We start from the raw sequence: 21,700 nt of genomic DNA, 5'->3' as shown, positions 1-21,700 counted from the left end.
TGCAAAGCCCTGAGCGCAGTGAGATCCGCAAGTAAGTATCAATTCTACTCGAGTTCGGTCGAATCAGGTCTCAGGTTTCCAGCCTTTACCCCGTAGCCGCTAGTGTACGCAGGTCGAAAGCCTTTCAAATCAGACAAATCTTGGGCGAATGTGTTGAATTGGACAGGATTGCCGAGGCGCTGTGCTCCAGCTAAGTCATTCAAAGAAAATATTTTTGGTGATCCTTCCGCGGAAATTCATGCGACGATTCTCCGCAATTTGCATTCAATTCCAACAGAGCCGCCAAACTACGGCACCTTCAAGGCAAGTGCTGAACATGCGCCCCATTTTGGCCAAACCAAACCAGAATACTGCCTCTAAAATGAGGTCTGTTATGAGTATCCACCAGGTTTTAAACGCGCTTGATGACGTTTCTTTGCTGCCATCTGGCGCAGTGAACGTCCGCACAGGCGCAGCCGTAGAAGGTCCAGGCGGGCGATGGGTTCCATGCACATCCGCGGTCGCTGAAGGAGTTTATCTTCCCTGTGTCTATGAGGTCGGACCAGGCCGCAGGCAGGTATGTGGGGCCAGTGTTACTTTCCCATCGGAAGATGAGGCTTTTTCTCGTGCAATGGAGCTTGCCGTGACGGCTTCAGCATAGGCGCGATCTTTACCGCATTTGATAATCGTCAAACTGATGCTGTTGCAGACGATCATGGGCGCTGTCGATATGGCTAGGGAACAGATGACCGCCAAAAAAATGTCTGCGTTTCAGTAATCGCAAAGCCGGTTAACCGGTGATGTACCGCGCCCGATCCGGTTCAATTGACATCGCGTCCGGCCAGAACAAACCGCCATTTTCAAACAGTCTGTTGCGAAGGTCTTCCAAGCTCATGGGCTTACCGAAATGAAAACCCTGCAGGTAGTCGCAGCCCATGTCGCTGACGATACGCGCATGCTCTTCGGTTTCGACACCTTCCGCAACAATACGCATCCCAAGGCTCTTACCAATGCCAACAATCGAGGCGACCAGCGGGCGCGTGCTTGCTTCTTCCACCACCGGCTGAATGAATTGACGATCGATCTTCAGAATGGACGGTCGGATTTCCAGCAACCCCCGAACGGAGGCGTGCCCGGTGCCAAAATCATCAAGCGCGATGGTTACGCCCAATTCGTCCAGCTCATCTATCGTCCATCGAACAACTTCGCCTATGCGATCAAGATAGACTGACTCAAGGATTTCGATGGTCAATCGTTCGGGGGCGATACCGGAACTACGAATGTCATGAATAAATGTTGGATCGGCCAACCGAGCGGCAGATACATTTACTGCGAACCGCGGAAGGTGTACGCCGGCTTTGTCCAAACGCGATAACGCGTCTTTTAAGCACGCAAACATGATTTCATCGATTCTCTTCAAAATACCAATGTTTCGCGCTGTATCCAAAAAGGCTCCGGGTGCCAGAACGCCTCTGGTCGGATGAGCCCATCGTACCAATGTCTCGGCGGAGGCGATCATTCCGGTTTCTGCATCAATAAGGGGCTGGAAGTATGGGATGAACTCTTGCCGTTCACAGGCCAGCAACAAGTCCGACGCCAGTTGCTTGGTGGCGATTGACTTGGCGTGCATCTTTTCGGTGAAAAAGGACCATCGTCCCTTGCCGTGTTCCTTTGAGTGATACAAAGCTTCATCGGCATCAGCGACGATCCTGTCGGGATCATGCATGTTTGTTTTGGCGATCGCGACTCCGATACTGGCGCCACATGCCGTCGATTTCCCTTCACACAGGAAGGGGGTTTGCATCCGCGACACAATTTCGTCGGCGAGACTGCTGATTTCCAAGGCGCTGTGTCCGAGCGGGCGCAGAATTGCGAATTCGTCACCCCCCAACCGCGCGACCAAATCGTACTCGTCCGTGAGCTCGCGTAGCATATCTGCGACAGAAACGAGCAATCTGTCGCCGGCATCATGCCCGAGTGTGTCATTCACGAACTTAAAGCGATCCAGGTCGATATAAAGGACAGCAAACTCTTTCCCATGCTGCTTCAACTCTTCGATCCAAGTCTTCACCTCAACTTCAAAATGCCTGCGATTTGAAAGCCCGGTGAGCGCGTCTTCATTAGCGTCCTTGGCCACAGATTTGGCCAGTTCGTGTAGGCGCGTGTTCTCTTTCTCCAAGCGATGTACTTTATCGAGCGTCTTGGCGTAGCTTCCCACCTCAACAGGGCCAGCCAGCGGCTGAGCTTCTTTAGAGAGACCAGAGGGTCGTTTCCCCAAATCAATGATAGAGCATAGCCACCAATGATCGCCCGTTGCGGGGTCGGACAAGTGGGTCCAACTCATTCGCTGCCAATACGTTTCACCATTCTTGCGATTATTCGTTGCTTCAGTCGAAAAGTTTTCCCATCCCATCAGTTTTTCAATGATGTGGAGGTGTACGCCCTGCTCAAGGTCAGCGCCGATCAAGATCGTGCCGCGTTGCCCTAACGCTTCAGCGGCGCCATACCCTGTGATCTTGGAAAATGCCTTGTTGCACCACCGCAATATCATGACGGCTCCGTCATCGGCGTCGGCTGATGCAAGAGCGAGACCTTCGTTACACTTGTCGTCGACTTGATTGAAGATCTCAGGCGGTATCATGTTTTTCCTGCTTGCAAACGCAGTTTTCATAGTCGTTTTGCTGACAGAAACCGTTAATACGGCAATACAAAATATCTTTTTTTGTCGAAAAATTATTGCATTAAGTCGTCGCGCCTCAAACTCACTGCGTGCACCACAACCCAAGACCAGAGGTCTTTTGGCACAGCGCTCTGCAGCAACAATATGCATGAACTAATGGCTGCTTTTGCGCTGCGCTTCGCAACCGGCGAACTGATGGTCTAACCCCCTGAATATCGATTATGGGGCGGTCTTCTACGTGAGGAGATAGAAGATTTGTTCGCAACATCGGCCGAACCATCATGGGAAAAACAAGGCTTTTTGTGCGGCCATGATGCACCCCGAGATCGCTCTTGAACACCGCGGCAATTGAGCCGAGCAGATCGTTTTGCGCGAGAGCAGTTTGCAACTGACCTGCGGCAACGGAGTCTGTGCGTCGGGTCTTCTCGACAAAATTCGCATAGTTGCGCTGGCGCTGGTCCCGCGACGTTTCAAACTGCCTTGTCGCTTTCTGTTCAGCGCGTAGTTCGAGCGCCTCAGGGACTTCGACGCTTCGTGTTGATTTCTGAGTAATCTCCTTCATTTCCGTACCATGAAAGCCGGCATCCACGAACCTGCTGCGAGACGTTGCGAGCTAACCGCTGAAACTCTTGGTCTATGCCATCGGGCAGGATGTCGAAACTTCCAAAGATAAGCCCTTTCGACCTAGGCGCTTTCAGCATTTTACAGGCAACGGAGCGAACCTTTTCATCGGGAATTCGTACCTACCAATGAGCAACGTCCGTGCAGGGTGTTTGTTGCACAGGAGGTTGCCCGATGACCAATCGATGGAAGACTGTTGCTACGGGGTCCTTAGCGGCACTCACTATTTTGGCGGCTCCTGTTCTCTGGCAGATTGCCGACGTCCGGCGTGAGACGGATTCCGAAATAGGTTCGCTCGCAGCGCTGCAAGCAGAGACACGGGCCCTGCGGAAAGAGCTTGAAGCATTGCGCGCACGTGTGGATGGGCTCGACTCGCGGACTTCCATCGGGATAACCGCCTTGCAGCGGACCGCGTTGACGGCCACTCCCGATTTGCCACCGGAACGTTCGGAGCCGGCGGCTGACAGGCCGCGCGACAACTATGCGCAGGTGGTTCTGATCGCAGATCGGAGGTCAGTCAACGACGGGTTGTCGCTCGCGACACCAAGTTTCCTGCGCCAAACCTTTGGCTTGCCGCGCAACGATCTGAACGACGACTGCCAAAGGTTGACGAACCCACGTCTCCGCGACCTGATCGCGAACGAGCCCGTGGGGCCGATACGTGTCCAGTTGCTGGCACCGGCCGTGGCTTCCCTGCGCAAGGTCTTTGCAGAGGTTGAGGCGCTAGAGCCCGAGCTTTACAAGCGCATCGCGTCGTCCGGGTCGTTGTGCGTGCGACTGATCCGTGGGTCGGCGGCGTCGGCGTCAGCCCATGCTTACGGTTTGGCGGTAGACCTTAACATCGATGGGCAGCTGGACAATTTTGCCGACGGGCGTACCCAACTCGGCCTGATCCTGTTGGCGGATTTTTTCAAGAAGGAAGGTTGGATCTGGGGGGCTGGTTTCTCCCGCGAAGACTCAATGCATTTCGAAGTGAGCCGCCAAAAGATCGAGGAGTGGCAGCGTCAGGGGCTTTTGTGATTGGCCCTTTGCTGCAGATGAACGGACCGACCTCGCAAAAGGTCGGCCCATTACGTGTTCCACTCAGACGGCGATCCGGACTTTATCCAACTCTTTGATCACGTCTGCGGTCTTGGGAAAGGCCACTGCGTGGCGCGGGTTCTTGCCCTTCATCTCTTTGTCCATCTTGGCCTTGATCGCGAGATCCACACAGGATTTGTCCAGGCCGGCCTTTCCAAGCATCAGGTTGACCTTGGCATCGGCCAGATGTTGACCCGCTGTCGGGGGGTACTTCAGCTTGGATGCCAGCGAAGAGCCGTCGACCTGGGTGTCGACGTAATTCTCGTAGCTGTGCGATTTTTTCCAGTTCGGAATGGCCTGATTGGTCACATAGTTTTCAGCGTGTGCCTGCGCCTTATTAAACGCATCCATAACGCCCGGGCTTCGTGATCCGGCGTAGTGCGCATCATCGCGTGACAGTTGCTCGCCGCGCTCCTGTGCCGTTTCCAACTCTGCTTGAACCGCTTGAATGTACGCCCTTTGCGCATTCTTTCGGTAGGTATCAAGACCGGGCAGCTTTACCTTCGGTTTCTTGGACATGTACAGGTCGTAGATGGCTTCGGGCTTTGGTTTGGCCGTTATGAAATCCAGAAAGTTTTCCATCTTTTGCTGCTTCAAATAGCCCGCGAAGAAGATCATCTTCGAATTGTCTTTCATAAGCTTGGTGAGCTTTGGGTTCGGCATTCGTGCACCCCTTCAGATGAACCATGCAACTGTCCGCTAGTTCGGCGCACAGCGGAAAAGGTTCAGTCTCAACCGGTGATCCATTTGGCCAGTGGCCCCTAAGGTGCTGGGACGGCAGTTTTGTGCCGCGGCGACCTTGGTTGGGCATTGCTGGCTGAGCGCCTGAAAAAAAGAGTATTTTATCCATGCACGGATGCAATTTCCACGCTTTTTCCAACGGTTCATCCATCGTTGTACTCAACGGTTCCACCCTAGCGTGAACCGGCGACAGCACTGGGCGTGATCCAGGGCGCGCAAAAAATCTTCTTCAATCGTGAACCTTTCGGCGCTGCCCGGGGACTAACGATCACAGTTAGGGAAATGAGCTTCATGTGGATGTTGAAATCTATTAAGACCACTGCGAAATCGCCCGCAGCGCTGAGCGATGATGCTCTGATCGCGGCTGTGGCCCAAAGTGACGTCGCAGCGTTCGAACAAATTCATAAAAAGTATTTCCCGAAACTGATGCATTTCGCCCGCCGGATCACCGGCAATGCTGAGGCTGCCGAAGAGGTGGCCAATGATGTGTTGATGACAGTCTGGCGCACGGCAGATCGGTTTGAAGGCCGCTCAAAACCGTCGACTTGGATTTTCGGCATCGCCTACCGCGTTGCAATGAAGCAGCGCAAAAAGCTAGAGCGTCGCGCAGGCGACGTGGAACTTGATGAGGGCATGATTGCCGCCAGAGACGACACAGCCGAAACTGTCATCCGCGGCACTGACCTGAAGAATGCGCTGGACCAGCTTAAGCCAGAGCTTCGCGCCGTCGTCGAACTGACCTACTATAACGGTTATCTTTATACTGAGATCGCTGAAATCCTTGGTTGCCCGGTGGGCACTGTGAAAACGCGCATGATGACCGCAAGGCGGCGATTGCGCGGTATCCTATCTGATGACGAACAAACAGGCGGAGAACATGCAGTTGCGTGACAATAATTCAAACGGTCCGCAAAACGACCATGAGGAAGTGTGGGATCTGATCCCGTGGTATGTGAATGGCACCTTGCCAGACATGGATATCGCGATGGTCGAGGCCCATGCCAAGACGTGCATTGCTTGTTCGGAAGAGATCGGGCGACAGACTGTGCTGGCTCAGAAAGTGGTCAAGACAGACCCTTTTGATGTGCCCTTGCAGCGCAGTTGGGACACCTTGCGCGCGCAGGTCGAAGCAGATTTGCGGACGCCGATCACGCCCAAGCGTGGCTGGCTAGAGGTGGTGCAGGGGCGCGGCAGGGGCATGTTGGGTGGATTGGCCATCGCGTGCATTGCGCTGGCGTTGGTGGCGGTTCAGTTTGACGGACCCGGGCAGGACGATTTTGTCACGCTGACAAGCGAGCCCGCATCCGATGCACCAACCATTCAGTTTCAACCTGCATCTGACCTGACACAGGCCCAATTGACCGAGCTTTTGACGCCGTTGGGTGTTGTGGCTGTGACCGGTCCTTCGGCGGCTGGAATCTATTCGGCCACCTTGGCTGAGGATGCCGATGTGGCGGCCGTATCTGCGGTCATGATGGCGCAGGACCAGATCATCTTTGCCGCACCGGAGGCTGGCCAATGAGCCGGTTCATCGCCTTCTTTGCTCTCGTGGGGTTGATCGGGTTTGCCTTGCCCCGATCCGCTGCTTCACAGGACTGGCAACTGACGGACGCGAACACATTTGCTCCGGCCAACTATCTCATTCTCACTATCCCTCAGGATGAGCCGCAAGCACTGGCAGCCCTCGCTGATACGCTGGCGGCTGATTTTGGCGTGTCGTTGGCTGCGGAATGGTCGCTCAATGCGCTTGAAGTGCATTGTTTTGTCTTTGACGCCCGCAATGTGTCTGACGTGGACGGGCTGATTACTGCGATGGAAACGGATGCCCGTATACGCACGGTCCAGCGCCTTCGCAGCTTCAGCCTAACCGAAATGTTCCACTCCGATCCCCTTTTGCCACTGCAATGGGCGCTGCAGTCGATGCGGGTCTTGCCGATCCATGCCTCATCCTTGGGCGAAGGGGTGCGGGTCGGTATCGTTGACAGTGCGATCGACAATCACCACCCCGATCTGGCCGACCAAATGGTTGATCTGTTTGATTTCGTTGCCGCTGATCCTGTTCCGCTGGCCGAAGCGCATGGTACTGCGGTCGCAGGCATCATTGGTGCAGCAGCCACCAACGAAGGGATCGTCGGCGTGGCGCCTTCGGCCGACATGGTGGGCTTGCGCGCCTGTTGGCAGCAAGATGGGGCGCCGGGCGTTTGCAACAGTTTTTCGCTCGCGCGCGCGATCAACTTTGCCATTCTCAATGACATCGACGTTTTGAACCTCAGCATCGGCGGACCTGAAGATCCACTTTTGACGGAGCTGATCAATGTCGCGCTGGAAGCCGGTATCGTGGTGGTTGCAGCCTCGGGCGAGGGGCAAGAATTGGTCTATCCTGCCTCTTTGGACGGCGTGATCGCTGCGGGGCAGGTGGCCGGGCGCAGCGTGCCTGCCCCGATGGTCGACGTACTGACAACGGCGCCGGGGTCAGCCCATCGCTATGTATCAGGATCCTCCATCGCCACCGCCCACGTGTCCGGCGTGGTCGCGCTCATGCTCTCCCAGGACCCGACCCTTACATCCGCCGCGATTTCGGAGCGGCTGAATGGATCGATCAGTGACGTTGAAACGCTGCCTATGCTGAATGCCTGTACCGCTATTCTGGGTCCAAGCGAGGCGTGTGCGCTATGAGGCGCGCCGGTCTTCGTGCTTTGTGGACGCTTGCGTCCGTCACGCTGTTGGCGGTGGCACCCGCTGCCGCGCAAGATGGCGTACGGATTGTTGGGATGGTCGTCTCATCAGGCACAGATGCTCAGCGCGCTGAAAGCGCCCTGCGCAGTCTCAATGCGTTGAATGCGGAAGTTTTGCAGGTGAGCGCGCCCAGTAATGCAGAACTCCGTGCGATGATGCGGCGGTTTTCGCAGGAAGCAGCACAAGCAGATGCGGCAGTGGTCTTTCTGGACCTGCCGGCTGTGCGCTTTGAAGAGCGGATTTTCGTGTTGCCGGGCGGTGCGCGACTGAACCGGTCGACTGATATCTTCACGGAAGCTGTCCCGCTGCGTGCCTTCGCGCGGATGACCGTTCTGGCGGAGCGTGGCGGGGCTGTGATCTTGTCATCGGAAGCGCCGTCCGACTTACCCGAGGGGGTGGAACATGCCGACGCGGCCTCGGCCCCTCTGGTCGGGTCCAGCGAAATTGTGGTTGTCCCGGCACAAGAGGCAAGCGGCGTTCTTGATGTTCTGAGCGAAAGGACCGATGGCACCCCCAGCGTGGATTTGCGCGCTGTGCTTGAGGACATGTCACTGGTGCCGGGTGCCACGCTTTCTGCCGTTCCTGCTGATCCAATTGTATTGCGTGCCCCGCCGGTCGCTGCGCGCGCGCCAATCGATCCAGTTGCCGTTCCGGTGCCCGAAATCATCGAGAATACCGAAGCCGATACGCCTGCGACAGAAGCTGAGCTTGCGATCCTCGAGCAATCACTCTCGCCTCCGGTCAAGCGCGACCTTCAGCGCGCGCTGCGCGCCTCCGGTCATTATCGCGGTCTGATTGATGGAATCATCGGGGTTCAGACCCGTGAGGCGATCAAGGGTTTTCAGGTTGCGCGCTCGGAGGCCGATACCGGGCTGCTGACCCCAACACAGCTTTTGGAACTTTTGGCACGGAAATGAACCTTGTGCCCCTTTGAGGGGACTCACCAGAGAGACAACAATGGTGAGAACACATGGGGCTTCGGTTCAAATACAATCTGGTTCTGGTCTCGGCCAGCGTGCTTGGTATCGTGGCAGCCGCCGGTGCCAGCTACACTCTGGTGCGGGAAAGTGCGTTGCGAGACGTCGAGCGCGAGGCGCAACTGATGCGCGCCAATGCGACTGCGGTCCGCAATTACACCCTCGCGCATATCGAACCTCTTTTGACCGATGACGGCGACATCCTGTTTCAGCCCGAAGCGGTGACATCTTTTGCCGCCCGCACGGTTTTCGAAGCCGTCACGGCGGAGTTCCCGCAATACTATTACAAGGAGGCGGCCCTTAATCCGACGAACCCCGAGGATCTGCCCACACCTGCCGAAGCCGACATCATTGAGCAGTTTCGCGAAAATCCTGACCTCACCCAGCTTTCTGCACGGATCGAGACCGACGCAGGGCAGTTGTTGATGATGGCCGCGCCGATCACGATCAACAATCCCGGCTGCCTCAATTGTCATTCCAGCCCTGACGTGGCGCCACCCGCGATGGTGGACCTGTATGGGTCGGTCAACGGGTTTGGCTGGGAAATGGGCGAAACCGTGGGGGCACAGATCATAACCGTGCCGCGGTCGCTGATTGTCGAACGGGCCAAGGAAACGGCCCTGATGGTTACCGTGGCCCTGGGCGCTGCATTCACGCTGGTTTTCGTATGGACCAACATCCTTCTGAGCCGGGTGGTCATTCGCCCGGTGTCATACCTGACAAAAATGGCCGAGCGGGTCAGTATGGGCGACTTCTCTGTGCCGGAATACAGCCGCAATTCGCGCGACGAAATCAGCTCGCTTGCGCAGTCGTTCAACCGGATGCGCCGCAGCCTTGATCGCGCGATGGGGATGATCGATGACTGATCATACCGTCATAGCGCCGCAAGGCCCCCAGAAGATCGGAAAGTACCGCATCCGGGCCAAGCTGGGCGAGGGGGCAATGGGCGTGGTTTATGATGCCCATGACCAGGACATTGACCGCTTTGTCGCGATCAAGACCGTGCACAAGCACCTGATTGATGCGGCGGGCGAAGAAGATTGGCTGACCCGCTTTTCCCGCGAAGCGCAGGCTGCTGGCAGGGTGCTCCATCCCAATCTGGTAACGATCTTTGATTATCTAGAGCAAGACGGTCGGCCCTATCTGGTGATGGAGCGGCTCGAGGCCAAAACCCTCGAAGACCGCATGTCCGAACCGCAGTCTTTGACCCTGACAGAGGTGGCCGCGATCTTTGGGCAGATTTTGGATGGTCTGTGCGCCATTCACGAAGCATCGATCGTTCACCGCGACATGAAGCCCGCCAACATCATGTTGACGGCTAAGGGCGGCGTAAAACTGACCGATTTCGGTATTGCCCGCTTTACCAAGATGGACCGCACCAGCGCTGGCATGATCGGGACGCCAGCCTATATGGCGCCCGAGCAATTCTCGGGTGACGAGGTCTGCGCCAGATCCGATGTCTATGCGACCGGCATCATTCTTTACGAGATACTAACAGGGCGGCAGCCCTATCGCGGCGGCGGGATCACGGCGGTCATGCTTGCCAGCAAGGGCGAAAGCGTACCGCCACCTTCGACCCTTGCGCCGGACCTGCCTGCCGCTCTTGACACGGTGGTGATGACGGCGATCTGCCCTGATCCCAAGGGTCGGTACGCCAGTGCGGTAGAGATGCGCACAGCCCTTTTGGCGGCGGTCAGCACGCATGGAGCTACGCTGACCGCACCCCCCAAGGTCGGTACACCACGTTCGTTAGAAACGATGATTGGCCGGTTGTCTCTCACGACGATGCTGCGGGTGGAGGAAAGCTTGGTGGCGCGCATCGGGCCAATCGGCAAGCTGCTAGCCCGCCGCGCGGCTGAAACGGCTGTGACGCAAGAAGACCTGCTGCAACAGATACTCGGTGAAGTCAGCGATCCGTCCGAACGCGAGGTTCTGCGCCAGACGGTGGCCAGCCTGATGACCGCTGACCCAGGGCGTGCGCAAGGCAAGCTGAACGAGGGCGATCTGAAGTCCGTCATCGCGGCTTTGACCCCTCATCTGGGTCCCATCGCTGGGACGTTGGTGAGACGCCAAGCGGCGCGCTCACCCTCGCTGTCGCAACTGTTGGACACCATGACCGAAGCGATCCCCGACACCAACGACAGGGCCGCCTTTCTAGAAGCCGCCCAAACCCAAATTGCAAAAGGACCCCGCCATGCTTGACCTGAACGCGCTGATGGAACCCATCCGTGACGACGCGCCCGGTGGGGATGATCTGGAATATGACGACGATTTCATCGCTCTTGAGATGGCCAGCAAACCGTCCGAAGAGCGGGTGATCGGCGATAACGTGATCCCAGCCGAAGATCCCGATTACGATGACGTTTCTTCCAAAGCTGTGGCCCTGCTGGAGCGTACGCAAGATCTGCGTGTCGCGGCGATCCTGGCAAATGCGCAACTGCGCACAATCGGCTTGCCCGGGTTTCGTGACGTGCTGCGCTATGTCGAGGGATGTCTGAAAACCCACTGGGACAGTGTGCATCCCCAGTTAGACGAAGATGATGGCGACCCCACGATGCGGGTAAACGCGGTGCTTGCGCTGTCGAGCCGTGACGTGCTGTTGCGGTCGCTGCGGCAGGCGCCGCTGGTCGATAGCCCGACCTTTGGGGCCTTTTCATTGCGCGATCTTGAGGTGGCTGGCGGTGAAGCCAGCCCGCCTGCAAACGCGACCAGGGTGATTGATACTCAGACCATTGCCGCCGCGTTCCAGGATGCGGGCCGCGCGGACGTCGGCCAAACGCTTGAGGCAGCGGCCGACGCGCTCGAAGCGGTTCGGGCGATATGTGACGTCTTTGATGCAAATGTCGGTGCGGCGGGGCCGGACCTAGACCCCTTGCAGAAAATGCTGGACGACATCTGTCGCAAGCTCAGCGTTTTTGCGGATGACGGTGCGGTACCTGAAACGCTTGAGCAGGCGAGTGAAGCTTCTGCTGCCGTGCCGCAATCGAGCGTCCTTCACAACGCGGCAATCACCTCACCTCAGGATGTCAAAGCGGCTCTGGACCGGATCATGGCCTATTACGCTCAGTTCGAGCCCTCAAGTCCGCTGCCTGTCCTTTTGACCCGCGCTAGGCGTCTCGTTTCGGCCGATTTCGTGACGATCATGAAGGATATGGCACCCGAGGGGGTGGGGAATGTCGCTTTGATCGGCGGATTTGAACCCGATGAGGGGGATGAGGGCACTTACTAACGGGACTGAGCCCTCGACGGGTGTTTTCAGCCGCGACAGAAAAGGAAAACAGCATGGCCAGTAGCCAGAAATTCATCGCCCGCAACCGCGCGCCCCGTGTCCAGATCGAATATGATGTGGAGCTTTATGGCGCGGAGAAGACGATCCAGCTGCCCTTTGTAATGGGTGTGATGGCTGATCTGTCAGGCAAGTCCGAGGACCCATTGCCCGCCGTGGCAGACCGCAAGTTCCTAGAAATCGATGTCGACAACTTTGACGACCGGATGAAGTCGATCAAGCCGCGTGCCGCTTTTGCGGTGCCCAACACGCTGACGGGCGAAGGCAACATTGCCGTCGATCTGACGTTTGAGCGGATGGACGATTTTTCGCCTGCGGCAATCGCAAACAAGGTCGAGCCGCTGAAAAAATTGCTCGAGGCGCGAACCCATTTGTCGAACCTGGGCACTTACATGGACGGAAAGACCGGCGCAGAAGACCTGATGGCCAAAGTCATCAATGACCCTGCTTTGCTAAAGGCCCTGACTTCGGCGCCTGCCGCGACTTCCCAGGATGAGGACTAGGCCATGACCGATGCAACCGAGACAACAACAGAGACGCAGACACAGACGATTTTTGCGTCGTCCGAGTTTGCCGAGCTTCTGCAAAAGGAATTCCGCCCCAAATCCGAGCAGGCGAAAACCGCAGTTGAAGAAGCGGTGAAAACACTCGCTGAACAGGTACTGGAAAACGAGGCACTGGTGTCTGATGACGCATTGCGTTCGATCGATGCGCTTGTCGCCGAGATCGATACAAAGCTGACCCAACAGATCAATCACATCCTGCACCACGCGGATTATCAGAAGCTGGAAAGCTCTTGGCGCGGTTTGCATTTCCTTGTGAACAACACCGAAACTGACGAGATGCTGAAGATCCGGTTCATGGATCTGTCCAAAAAGGACCTGTCCAAGACCTTGCGCAAATTCAAGGGCACCGCGTGGGACCAATCCCCGATTTTCAAGAAGATCTATGAAGAGGAATACGGGCAGTTTGGCGGCGAACCCTACGCCTGCCTTGTGGGCGATTACCACTTCGACCACAGCCCACGGGACGTTGAGATCCTGGGCGAGATATCCAAGATCGCGGCCTCTGCCCACGCGCCATTTCTGGCTGGCGCTGATCCCACGCTGTTACAGATGGACGGTTGGGACGAGTTGGCGAATCCTCGGGATCTGACCAAGATTTTCCAAACCCCGGAATACGCCGCGTGGCGCTCTCTGCGCGAGAGTGAGGATGCCCGTTATCTGGGTCTCGCCATGCCGCGTTTTTTGGGACGTCATCCTTACGGAGCGAAGACCGATCCGGTTGAGGAGTTCGCCTTTGAGGAAGACACCGAAGGTGCACATTCAAACAAGTATTGCTGGGTGAATGCATCCTACGCGATGGCCAGGAATATCAACCGGTCCTTCAAGGAATACGGCTGGTGTTCCCGAATTCGCGGAGTGGAATCCGGCGGCACTGTGGATGAGCTTCCCACCCATACGTTTCCGTCTGATGACGGCGGTGTTGATATGAAGTGCCCGACCGAAATTGCCATTTCCGACCGGCGCGAAGCCGAGTTGGGCAACAATGGTCTGATGCCTTTGATCCATCGCAAGAACACCGATACCGCGGCCTTTATCGGGGCGCAGTCCCTGCAAAAGCCAACCGAATACGACGACAGTAATGCTACTGCTAACGCGAACCTCGCGGCCCGGCTGCCATATCTTTTCGCGACCTGCCGGTTTGCGCATTACCTCAAGTGTATCGTGCGCGACAAGGTCGGCTCTTTTGCCAGCCGCTCGGACATGGAGCAGTGGCTGCAGGACTGGATCAGCAAATATGTCGACTATAACGAAGAGACCTCAACCGAGGAAGTGAAGTCGCGCAAACCGCTCGCTGCAGCCGAGGTCGTGGTCGAAGAGGTCGAGGGCAACCCCGGCTACTACGACAGCAAGTTTTTCCTTCGTCCTCACTATCAGCTGGAAGGCCTGTCGGTCTCACTCCGCCTCGTGTCCAGATTACCTTCTGAGGTCGAATAACCTCTCTCTATCAACGCCTTAAAACCTGAAGAAAGGACCGTAACATGTCATTTGACTCATTCCTACGCTTCCCCAAAAACAACATTATCCGTGGGGAAACACTCGACGAAGAAATGGCCAAGGAAGGCGCATTTCAGATCACTCAATTCAGCTTTGGTGCTGAAAACAGTTCGATCATCGACTCGCAATCTGGCGGCGGTGGTGTTGGTAAAACCGACTTTCAGGACTTTACCTTCGACAAGCTGACCGACACAGCATCTGCTGGCCTCTACCGGGCCTGCGCGACGGGCGATCACCTTGATGAAGCCGTTATGGAATGCCGTCGTCAGGGCGCTGGCAGCAACACTGGTGGCAAGCACTTCTTCATCGTGCGCTTCAAGACCGTCATCGTGAAATCGATGACCTGGTCGGGGTCGGGTGATGAACTGACCGAGAGTATCACGCTGGCTTACGGTGCCAAGCAGATCGAATACCGACGCCAAGGCAAGGACGGCAAGATGATCAAACCGTCCGGCGGCCAGGGCGAGGCCGAGTGGAGCAAGGTTCTCAACAAAGAGAAATACGAGGTCCAGAAGGCATAAGCCGGACTTCGCGTCCCGGGTGCTTCATCTCCCCAGCGCCCGGGGTCAACTCCCTCAAACCATCGAGGCATGAACCATGTCTGCGGAAACCCTGCTCAAATCCGGCGACCTGCCTGGTGCACTGTCCGCGCTTCAGGCTGAGGTGCGTGCCAATCCTGCTGATGCGCGGCGGCGGGTGTTCCTGTTTCAGTTGTTGTGTGTCGAAGGCGAATGGTCTCGTGCTGTGCAGCAGCTCAAGACGTGCGCAACGCTCGATCCGGTGGCCGTGCCCATGGCCCAAATGTACCGCGAAGCAATCGTTTGCGAGGTTTACCGCGAAAAGGTTCTGCGCGGGCAAACTCCGCCACCCTTTGACGAGGACGCGCCGTCCTGGCTTTCGGTGCTTTGGGATGCTTTGAAAAAGGAACTCAACGGTGATGCCGAGGGCGCCGAGCGGCTACGGTCCATGTCCCTGCGCGCGGCGCCCGCCACGGCGGGCAGTGCGAATGGCACCAGCTTTGACTGGATCGCGGACGCAGATCCGCGCTTTGGCCCGGTGCTGGAGCTCATCGTGGATGGCAAATACCTTTGGCTGCCCTTTGCAGAATTGCGTGGGCTAAAGGTGCATCCACCCCGCGATCTGCGCGATGTCGTCTGGACGCCTGTCACCCTGACCCTTGTGAACGGTACCGAAAGTATAGGGCTGATACCGACGCGCTATCCAAACACGCATGAACACGGCACGCCTGTACAGAAGTTGGCCCGTGCCACCGACTGGTCCGACCCCGACGGCATCACCCCTCGGGGCCTTGGTCAAAGGATGTTTTGCACCGAGGCCGACAACCTGCCTCTGATGGAGTTGCGCGAGGTCACGTTTCACCATGCCGATACACCCGCCAATCAATCGCTGAAGCAGGTCAGTCATGGTTGATCGTGCGCGACTTGAGCGTTTGCAGCCTGCACTGCTTGACCGGCTTATCGACGATGCGCCGGATCAGCGCGTCGAGACCAACGCGGCCTGGATCATCGACATCAACCGGTTACGCGACATAATCCAACGTGACCTGCATTGGTTGCTGAACACCACAAATCTGCAGGCTGACACCGATCTTGGACCGTTCCCGGAGGCTGCGCGCTCCGTGTTGAACTTCGGCATCGCTGATGTGTCTGGAATTACAGCCACCAATACACGCGCCATAGAGATCCAGCAGGCGATCCGCGTGGCGATCGAACAGTTTGAACCGCGCCTTCTGCCCAACACGCTTGAGGTGGTGATCCATGAACAGAAGGATGTGCGCGGCGGGTTGTTCTCTTTCGATATCCGGGCCGAGCTGTGGGCGGAGCCCGTGCCGCTTGATCTCTATTTGCGCACGCAACTTGATGTGACGACGGGTGAAGTGACCGTCCATCGCCAAGGATAGCGTCATGGATAAGCGCCTTTTGAATCACTACGAGCAAGAGCTGACCTTCATTCGGGAAATGGGCGACGAATTCGCGGCGGCCTACCCAAAGGTTGCCGGGCGACTGGGCATGGGGCAGTTGGAAGTGATGGACCCCTATGTCGAGCGATTGATGGAAGGGTTTGCTTTTATGGCGGCGCGCGTCCAGCTGGAGCTGGAGCAGCAAAATGCAAACCTGACCCAGAGCCTGTTCGAGACGGTCTATCCCCACTACTTGGCGCCGATTCCGTCCATGATGATTGCAAGACTGGAACCTGATCCGGGACAGGGCAATCTCGCGGCCGGCGTCGCCGTGCCGCGCGGCACCGAATTGCGCGGGCGGGTGCGCGATTCCGTCCAAACCGGAATCATCTACACCACGTCCCAAGATGTCACACTCTGGCCTTTGGAAGTCACCGAGGTGGAATACATCGATGCGCGCGGCGACCTTGTTGCGGCGGGCGTCGGTCGCCACGCCCCGGCCAAGGCTGCATTGCGCCTACGCTTGCGCCGCACGGATGGCGCCCCTCTGGCGGAGTTGCCGTTAGATCGTTTGCGGATGTTTCTGACGGGCGCTGCGGCAGAGCCTTGGCGGCTGTACGAGGCGATCTTAGGGCAGGGGATCGGGATCGCGGGCCGGTCGACCGACCGCCGTGACGATTGGAATAAGTATCTGGGTGCCGAAATCTCTGCGTGTGGATTTGGCCCGGAAGAAGCCCTGCTTCCGACGCCGGGCCCCTCGTTTGATGGCTACCGGTTGCTGCAAGAGTATTTTGCGATGCCGCAGCGGTTCTTTTTCGCTGAGTTTGGGGGGCTGCTGCAGGCAGTGCAAAGAACGACCGAGGCCGATCTGGATCTATATATCCTTCTGCGCGAAGGCTTGCCCGAGCTTGCATCCGTCACGCCTGCTAACTTTGACCTTCATGCCGTGCCGGCAATCAACCTCTTTCGCAAGCGATGTGATCGCGTGCATGTCGCGGATACGCAGGTAGAGCACCTCGTGACAGTGGACCGAACCGCGCCCATGGATTTCGAGGTCTATCAGCTTGAATCCGTTACGGGTATCGGGGGTGATCGCGACGCGGATGTGCAGTTTCGACCGTTCTACAGTACTGAGGATTTCGGGCCATCAGGCGGAAAACATGCCGCCTACTACAGTCAGCGCCGTCGGCTGCGCCAGCCTTCTGAGCGTCAGCGAATGGCTGGATCGCGCACATCCTACCTGGGGTCGGAGCTTTATCTGACCCTCACGGACCAAACGCAGGCACCTTATCCTGCAGCCGTCAAACAGCTTGCAATAAAGGCGCTTTGTACCAACAGGGATCTACCGCTGCTGACGCCAGTGGGTCTGGGCGAGACGGATTTCACACTGCCAGAGGGCGGCTCGGTCAAGCGCGTGCGAGCGATTGTTCCGCCGACCCGCCCAAGGTCTAGCCTCGCCGAAGGCAAGCAGGCCTGGCAGCTCATCTCTCATCTCAGCCTCAATTACCTGTCCTTGGTTGACGCCGACCGCGGCAGCGGGGCAGCTGCCCTGCGCGAGATTATCGGACTGTATGCCACGCTGGGGGAGCCCGCGTTGGCCAAGCAGGTCGAAGGCCTGTCAACCGTATCGTCTCGCGCCATTGTCAGACGGCTTGCCGATGGTGTTCTAAGCAGCGCGGTGCGAGGTCTGGAGATCAGGGTCGGCTTTGACGAAAGCTGCTTCGAGGGGACCGGCTGTTACCTTCTGGGTTCGGTACTGGAAACCTTCTTTGCCAAATACGTGAGTCTCAACAGCTTTACCGAGACTTGTATCCATTCATCACAGCGTGGGGATATCGCCAGATGGCCAGCCAAAAGCGGACGGCGGGTCCTGATCTGACGCGACTTGCCGCGCTGATCGAGGCTCCCGAGAAATTCAACTTCTTCCAGGCACTGCGGCTGATCGAGGCGGTGCATCAGGACGGTCCGCGCCTAGGCATGTCTAGTCGCCCGTCCGAGGACCCAGTGCGCTTGGCGCAGGCGGCGGACCTTGCATTTCCACCCTCTACCATCAAATCCTTCACCGAGGATGAGGCTGGTGTGCCGAAGCTGACGCAGCTGGCCTTTGGCCTCTTTGGTCCCAATGGTCCTCTGCCACTGCACATGACTGAGTTTGCGCGCGACCGGCAACGCAACATGGATGATCCCACGATGGTCGCCTTTGCGGACATGTTTCATCATCGGATGCTGTCGCTTCTCTATCGGGCCTGGGCAAGCGGGCAACCTGCCGCCTCGTTCGATCGGTCGGAAGATGACGCATTCGGCCAAAAGGTCGGAGCGCTGGCAGGTTTCGGATGCGACGCGCTGGAGGGGCGCGATGCCATGCCTGACGTGGCAAAGAAGCATTTCGCTGGCCTTCTGGCCGCTAGCCCGCGTAGCGAGGCGGGTCTGAAAGCTATAGTGACACAGCTTTTTGATACACCTGTCGAAGTCGAAAGCTTTGTGGGCAGTTGGCTGCACCTTGAACCGGGAGACCGCGGACAGCTTGGAAACGCTGCCTTGGGCGGTACCGCCAGCGTGGGCGAAAAAACCTGGTCACGGTCCGCCTGTTTTCGACTGCGTATCGGTCCCATGTCGCTATCGGAGTACACGCGGCTCTTTCCCGGGACGCCCGGCTTTAAACGGCTTGCGGCGATCATTCGAACATATGTCGGCGACACCCTGGAATGGACCGCCAATCTAATCCTGAACGCCGATGAGGTCCCCCCTTCGGTACTGGGGCAGGCTGCAACACTTGGTCGAACCAGTTGGATCGGGCGACGTCCGGCCCTCGATGCGGATGATTTGATCCTCTCTCAACCTTGCCAACACTCCCTTTGACGGCCCCCACAGGAAAGCAATGCAAATGTCCGAGATCAGCCGTGTCGCCCTTTTTGGAAAACTCAACACAAGCGCCTTCCAAGCCATTGAAAGCGCAACCGTCTTTTGCAAGATGCGCGGAAATCCCTATGTGGAGCTGGCCCATTTTATCCATCAGATCCTGAATGTACATGACAGCGATCTACACCGGATCATTCGCTTTTTCGATCTGGACGAAGGGCGTATCGCGACCGAATTGCAGCGTGCTCTGGATGCTTTGCCGCGCGGGGCAACGGCCATCTCAGACCTGTCGCCGCATCTGGAGGAGGCTGTGGAACGGGCATGGATCCATGCGTCACTGGGTTATGGGGAGTCCCGGGTAAGCACGGGGCATCTCTTGCTGGGACTGCTGACCACGCCGGGATTGAAAAACGTTCTGCGTTCAATGTCTGCTGAACTGGAAAGAGTGGATCCGCAGAAGCTTGCACGTGACTTTGAGGCTGCGGTGGAAGGATCGCCCGAGGCTGGATTGCCTGCGCAAGACGGGTCGCATGTAGGGTCAGAGCCAGGGGACGCGTCGTCGGCCATGGCCTCCACTCCTCAGGACGGGTCGGCCTTGGCGCAGTTTTGCACCGATCTGACAGCGCGCGCACGCAAGGAACAGATCGATCCAATTGTTGGTCGGGACCCGGAAATCCGCGAGATCATCGACGTGCTGATCCGTCGTCGTCAGAACAATCCGATTCTGACAGGAGAGGCGGGCGTTGGAAAGACGGCCGTGGTCGAGGGATTGGCCCTGCGCATCGCACGTGGTGATGTGCCGCCTGCTCTGGCAGAGGCGCGCCTTTTGTCTCTGGATATTGGTCTTTTGCAGGCAGGGGCCTCGATGAAGGGCGAGTTCGAAAACCGCCTGCGCGGTGTTATCGATGAGGTGCAGGCCAGTGCAGTTCCGATTGTTCTGTTTGTCGACGAAACCCACACGTTGGTGGGTGCAGGTGGGGCTGCGGGCACAGGCGATGCTGCCAATCTTCTTAAGCCCGCTCTGGCCCGTGGGACGTTGCGCACCATCGGGGCCACGACTTGGGCGGAATACAAAAAGCACATTGAAAAGGACCAAGCCCTGACCCGCCGGTTTCAAGTGGTTCAAGTCGCCGAACCCGATGACGCGACCGCCCTGCTGATGATGCGCGGGGTTTCAGAAACGCTTGAGCGTCACCACAATGTCCAAATCCTCGATGAGGCATTGGAGGCTAGCGTGCGCCTGTCTTCTCGCTACATCCCGGCAAGGCAACTGCCTGATAAATCGGTTAGCGTTCTAGATACGGCCTGCGCGCGCGTCGGCATCAGCCTGCACGCGACACCGGCGCCCGTGGACGATTGCCAACGCCGCATTGCAGGTTTGGAGACCGAGTTGGACATCATAGACCGTGACGAAGCCGCTGGGGCTGAGATCGGTACGCGCCGCAGCAAGGCACAGGCAGAGCTGGACGCCGAAACTACCCGGCTGACCACCTTGACTGAGCAGTGGGAGGCTGAAAAGGCACTGGTGGTCCAGATTATGGACCTGCGCGCTCAGGCCAAATCCACCGAATGTCCAGATGAAGTGGCATCCGCGCTTGAAACCCTGCGCAAGACCCAAGCCGCGCTGGACGAGCTGCAAGGCGAGACGCCCATGATGTTGCCTATCGTGGATGCCGCCGCCATCGGATCGGTGGTCGCCGACTGGACCGGGATACCTGTGGGCCGGATGTTGCGGGACGAGATGCGCACCGTTCTAAACCTGGCGGACCACTTGTCGAAACGTGTCATCGGCCAGGATCACGCGATGGCGATGATCGCCAAGCGTGTGAAATCTTCGCGCGCGGGTCTGGACAATCCGTCCAAACCCATCGGGGTTTTCATGCTCGCTGGCACGTCGGGCGTGGGCAAGACTGAAACAGCGCTTGCAATCGCCGAGACACTCTATGGTGGCGAACAGAACGTCATCACGATCAACATGAGCGAGTATCAGGAGGCCCATACCGTCAGCAGCCTGAAAGGGGCGCCCCCCGGTTATGTCGGCTATGGTGAAGGCGGCGTGTTGACCGAAGCAGTACGGCGCAAACCCTATTCCGTTGTCCTGCTGGATGAGGTTGAAAAGGCGCACCCGGATGTACACGAGATTTTTTTCCAGGTTTTTGACAAGGGTGTGATGGAGGACGGCGAAGGTCGTCGGATCGACTTTCGCAACACTCTGATCCTTATGACGTCGAATATTGGCTCTGACGTGATCATGGATTTATGTGCCGACCCCGAACTGATGCCTGATCCTGACGGCATCGCCAAAGCATTGCGCGCGCCGTTGCTGGAGGTGTTTCCGCCCGCCCTTCTGGGCCGGATCGTAACCATCCCGTACTATCCGCTGAGCCCAGAGATGATCGGTCAGATCACCCGGCTGCAACTTGATCGGATCGGTGCCCGTGTGCAGGCGGCCTATGATGTGCCGTTTTGCTATTCGGATGCTGTTGTCGACGCGATTGTGTCGCGCTGCCGCGAGGTCGAGAGCGGTGGGCGTATGATTGACGCGATTGTCACCAACACAATGTTGCCCGCACTGTCGACCGAAGTCCTGACTCGTCAACTTGACGGAAACCACGTGTCGAAGATGGCCATCGACGTCGCGGATGGCCAGTTCCAATATGCTTTCGACTAGAATGGGTTTGATGGGGGAAGCGCCCTTTTTCTGTTGTCGGGATGAACCCTGCGCGGCGCGGTGGGCACTTACGGATTGAACGTCTGTAA

At 57.6% G+C, this 21,700-nt stretch carries 19 protein-coding genes; 16 read left to right on the top strand and 3 right to left on the bottom strand.

The genetic code is table 11. The features are described from left to right. Positions 1-769: 769 nt before the first annotated feature. Positions 770-2,809 carry an EAL domain-containing protein gene (locus tag Q1A51_RS18820; RefSeq protein WP_299604770.1) on the bottom strand — a complete coding sequence of 680 codons (2,040 nt, stop codon included), beginning with the start codon at positions 2,807-2,809 and terminating at the stop codon, positions 770-772. Beyond that, complete coding sequence (locus Q1A51_RS18815) at positions 2,742-3,221, bottom strand: hypothetical protein (RefSeq protein WP_299604767.1); 480 nt, start codon at positions 3,219-3,221, stop codon at positions 2,742-2,744. The genes Q1A51_RS18820 and Q1A51_RS18815 overlap by 68 nt, the downstream gene beginning before the upstream one ends. Before the next feature lie 233 nt (positions 3,222-3,454). Here Q1A51_RS18815 and Q1A51_RS18810 point away from each other — a divergent pair, with 233 nt between their 5' ends. Beyond that, positions 3,455-4,300, top strand: coding sequence for a M15 family metallopeptidase (locus Q1A51_RS18810; RefSeq protein WP_299204500.1), 846 nt, complete (start codon positions 3,455-3,457; stop codon positions 4,298-4,300). 63 nt (positions 4,301-4,363) lie between these two features. Here Q1A51_RS18810 and Q1A51_RS18805 read toward each other — a convergent pair whose 3' ends face one another. Then, a complete protein-coding gene (locus tag Q1A51_RS18805) occupies positions 4,364-5,023 on the bottom strand; it encodes a hypothetical protein (RefSeq protein ID WP_299604764.1) in 660 nt (219 codons plus the stop codon). Positions 5,024-5,398: 375 nt separating this feature from the next. On the opposite strand from Q1A51_RS18805, the gene Q1A51_RS18800 reads away from it, so the two are divergent. The 15 genes from Q1A51_RS18800 (at position 5,399) to tssH (ending at position 21,611) form a co-directional block, all read left to right on the top strand. Then, the gene (locus tag Q1A51_RS18800; RefSeq protein WP_299604762.1) at positions 5,399-5,992 is read left to right on the top strand and encodes an RNA polymerase sigma factor; all 594 of its coding nucleotides are present in this window, start codon (positions 5,399-5,401) and stop codon (positions 5,990-5,992) included. Continuing rightward, positions 5,955-6,623, top strand: a complete 669-nt coding sequence (locus tag Q1A51_RS18795; RefSeq protein ID WP_299604760.1) for a zf-HC2 domain-containing protein — start codon at positions 5,955-5,957, stop codon at positions 6,621-6,623. The genes Q1A51_RS18800 and Q1A51_RS18795 overlap by 38 nt, the downstream gene beginning before the upstream one ends. Then, positions 6,620-7,777 carry a S8 family serine peptidase gene (locus Q1A51_RS18790; RefSeq protein WP_299604757.1) on the top strand — a complete coding sequence of 386 codons (1,158 nt, stop codon included), beginning with the start codon at positions 6,620-6,622 and terminating at the stop codon, positions 7,775-7,777. Before Q1A51_RS18795 ends, Q1A51_RS18790 begins: the two co-directional genes overlap by 4 nt. Next, positions 7,774-8,754 (top strand): peptidoglycan-binding domain-containing protein, encoded by a 981-nt coding sequence (locus Q1A51_RS18785; RefSeq protein WP_299604754.1) that lies wholly within the window; start codon positions 7,774-7,776, stop codon positions 8,752-8,754. The genes Q1A51_RS18790 and Q1A51_RS18785 overlap by 4 nt, the downstream gene beginning before the upstream one ends. A 53-nt stretch (positions 8,755-8,807) precedes the next feature. Next, on the top strand, positions 8,808-9,680 hold the full coding sequence (locus Q1A51_RS18780) for a DUF3365 domain-containing protein (protein WP_299604751.1): 873 nt from the start codon (positions 8,808-8,810) through the stop codon (positions 9,678-9,680). Continuing rightward, a complete protein-coding gene (locus Q1A51_RS18775; RefSeq protein ID WP_299604749.1) occupies positions 9,673-11,016 on the top strand; it encodes a serine/threonine-protein kinase in 1,344 nt (447 codons plus the stop codon). The genes Q1A51_RS18780 and Q1A51_RS18775 overlap by 8 nt, the downstream gene beginning before the upstream one ends. Next, the gene (gene tssA / locus Q1A51_RS18770) at positions 11,009-12,043 is read left to right on the top strand and encodes a type VI secretion system protein TssA (RefSeq protein WP_299604747.1); all 1,035 of its coding nucleotides are present in this window, start codon (positions 11,009-11,011) and stop codon (positions 12,041-12,043) included. Before Q1A51_RS18775 ends, tssA begins: the two co-directional genes overlap by 8 nt. A 53-nt stretch (positions 12,044-12,096) precedes the next feature. After that, positions 12,097-12,603: a type VI secretion system contractile sheath small subunit gene (gene tssB, locus Q1A51_RS18765; protein ID WP_299604744.1), complete on the top strand. Its 507-nt coding sequence runs from the start codon at positions 12,097-12,099 to the stop codon at positions 12,601-12,603. 3 nt (positions 12,604-12,606) lie between these two features. After that, entirely contained in the window at positions 12,607-14,100 is a 1,494-nt protein-coding gene (gene tssC, locus Q1A51_RS18760) for a type VI secretion system contractile sheath large subunit (protein ID WP_299604741.1), read from the top strand. A 44-nt stretch (positions 14,101-14,144) separates the two neighbouring features. Further along, positions 14,145-14,681 carry a type VI secretion system tube protein Hcp gene (locus Q1A51_RS18755; protein WP_299204533.1) on the top strand — a complete coding sequence of 179 codons (537 nt, stop codon included), beginning with the start codon at positions 14,145-14,147 and terminating at the stop codon, positions 14,679-14,681. A gap of 76 nt (positions 14,682-14,757) precedes the next feature. Beyond that, positions 14,758-15,591 (top strand): type VI secretion system accessory protein TagJ, encoded by an 834-nt coding sequence (locus Q1A51_RS18750; protein WP_299604739.1) that lies wholly within the window; start codon positions 14,758-14,760, stop codon positions 15,589-15,591. Then, positions 15,584-16,081, top strand: coding sequence for a type VI secretion system baseplate subunit TssE (tssE, locus tag Q1A51_RS18745; RefSeq protein ID WP_299604737.1), 498 nt, complete (start codon positions 15,584-15,586; stop codon positions 16,079-16,081). The genes Q1A51_RS18750 and tssE overlap by 8 nt, the downstream gene beginning before the upstream one ends. A gap of 4 nt (positions 16,082-16,085) precedes the next feature. After that, positions 16,086-17,960, top strand: coding sequence for a type VI secretion system baseplate subunit TssF (gene tssF / locus Q1A51_RS18740; protein WP_299604735.1), 1,875 nt, complete (start codon positions 16,086-16,088; stop codon positions 17,958-17,960). Further along, positions 17,924-18,940 carry a type VI secretion system baseplate subunit TssG gene (gene tssG / locus Q1A51_RS18735; RefSeq protein WP_299604733.1) on the top strand — a complete coding sequence of 339 codons (1,017 nt, stop codon included), beginning with the start codon at positions 17,924-17,926 and terminating at the stop codon, positions 18,938-18,940. The genes tssF and tssG overlap by 37 nt, the downstream gene beginning before the upstream one ends. Positions 18,941-18,965: 25 nt before the next feature. Then, positions 18,966-21,611 carry a type VI secretion system ATPase TssH gene (gene tssH / locus Q1A51_RS18730; protein WP_299604731.1) on the top strand — a complete coding sequence of 882 codons (2,646 nt, stop codon included), beginning with the start codon at positions 18,966-18,968 and terminating at the stop codon, positions 21,609-21,611. Positions 21,612-21,700: the final 89 nt, after the last annotated feature.

Origin of the sequence: uncultured Tateyamaria sp. (genome assembly GCF_947496075.1) — a bacterium.
GTDB lineage: Bacteria > Pseudomonadota > Alphaproteobacteria > Rhodobacterales > Rhodobacteraceae > Tateyamaria.
The sequence above is the reverse complement of the archived record's forward strand: the minus strand, read 5'-3'. Positions and strand labels throughout refer to the sequence as shown.

What these genes read in the sequence shown, in the direction of transcription:
- Q1A51_RS18785 (WP_299604754.1), top strand. Translation starts at nt 7,774, where the DNA reads ATGAGGCGCGCCGGTCTTCGTGCTTTGTGGACGCTTGCGTCCGTCACG.
- tssA (WP_299604747.1), top strand. Translation starts at nt 11,009, where the DNA reads ATGCTTGACCTGAACGCGCTGATGGAACCCATCCGTGACGACGCGCCC.
- tssB (WP_299604744.1), top strand. Translation starts at nt 12,097, where the DNA reads ATGGCCAGTAGCCAGAAATTCATCGCCCGCAACCGCGCGCCCCGTGTC.
- Q1A51_RS18755 (WP_299204533.1), top strand. Translation starts at nt 14,145, where the DNA reads ATGTCATTTGACTCATTCCTACGCTTCCCCAAAAACAACATTATCCGT.
- tssF (WP_299604735.1), top strand. Translation starts at nt 16,086, where the DNA reads ATGGATAAGCGCCTTTTGAATCACTACGAGCAAGAGCTGACCTTCATT.
- tssE (WP_299604737.1), top strand. Translation starts at nt 15,584, where the DNA reads ATGGTTGATCGTGCGCGACTTGAGCGTTTGCAGCCTGCACTGCTTGAC.
- Q1A51_RS18800 (WP_299604762.1), top strand. Translation starts at nt 5,399, where the DNA reads ATGTTGAAATCTATTAAGACCACTGCGAAATCGCCCGCAGCGCTGAGC.
- tssG (WP_299604733.1), top strand. Translation starts at nt 17,924, where the DNA reads ATGGCCAGCCAAAAGCGGACGGCGGGTCCTGATCTGACGCGACTTGCC.
- tssC (WP_299604741.1), top strand. Translation starts at nt 12,607, where the DNA reads ATGACCGATGCAACCGAGACAACAACAGAGACGCAGACACAGACGATT.
- Q1A51_RS18790 (WP_299604757.1), top strand. Translation starts at nt 6,620, where the DNA reads ATGAGCCGGTTCATCGCCTTCTTTGCTCTCGTGGGGTTGATCGGGTTT.
- Q1A51_RS18805 (WP_299604764.1), bottom strand. Translation starts at nt 5,023, where the DNA reads ATGCCGAACCCAAAGCTCACCAAGCTTATGAAAGACAATTCGAAGATG.
- Q1A51_RS18820 (WP_299604770.1), bottom strand. Translation starts at nt 2,809, where the DNA reads ATGCATATTGTTGCTGCAGAGCGCTGTGCCAAAAGACCTCTGGTCTTG.
- Q1A51_RS18750 (WP_299604739.1), top strand. Translation starts at nt 14,758, where the DNA reads ATGTCTGCGGAAACCCTGCTCAAATCCGGCGACCTGCCTGGTGCACTG.
- Q1A51_RS18795 (WP_299604760.1), top strand. Translation starts at nt 5,955, where the DNA reads ATGACGAACAAACAGGCGGAGAACATGCAGTTGCGTGACAATAATTCA.
- Q1A51_RS18815 (WP_299604767.1), bottom strand. Translation starts at nt 3,221, where the DNA reads ATGAAGGAGATTACTCAGAAATCAACACGAAGCGTCGAAGTCCCTGAG.
- Q1A51_RS18780 (WP_299604751.1), top strand. Translation starts at nt 8,808, where the DNA reads ATGGGGCTTCGGTTCAAATACAATCTGGTTCTGGTCTCGGCCAGCGTG.
- tssH (WP_299604731.1), top strand. Translation starts at nt 18,966, where the DNA reads ATGTCCGAGATCAGCCGTGTCGCCCTTTTTGGAAAACTCAACACAAGC.
- Q1A51_RS18810 (WP_299204500.1), top strand. Translation starts at nt 3,455, where the DNA reads ATGACCAATCGATGGAAGACTGTTGCTACGGGGTCCTTAGCGGCACTC.
- Q1A51_RS18775 (WP_299604749.1), top strand. Translation starts at nt 9,673, where the DNA reads ATGACTGATCATACCGTCATAGCGCCGCAAGGCCCCCAGAAGATCGGA.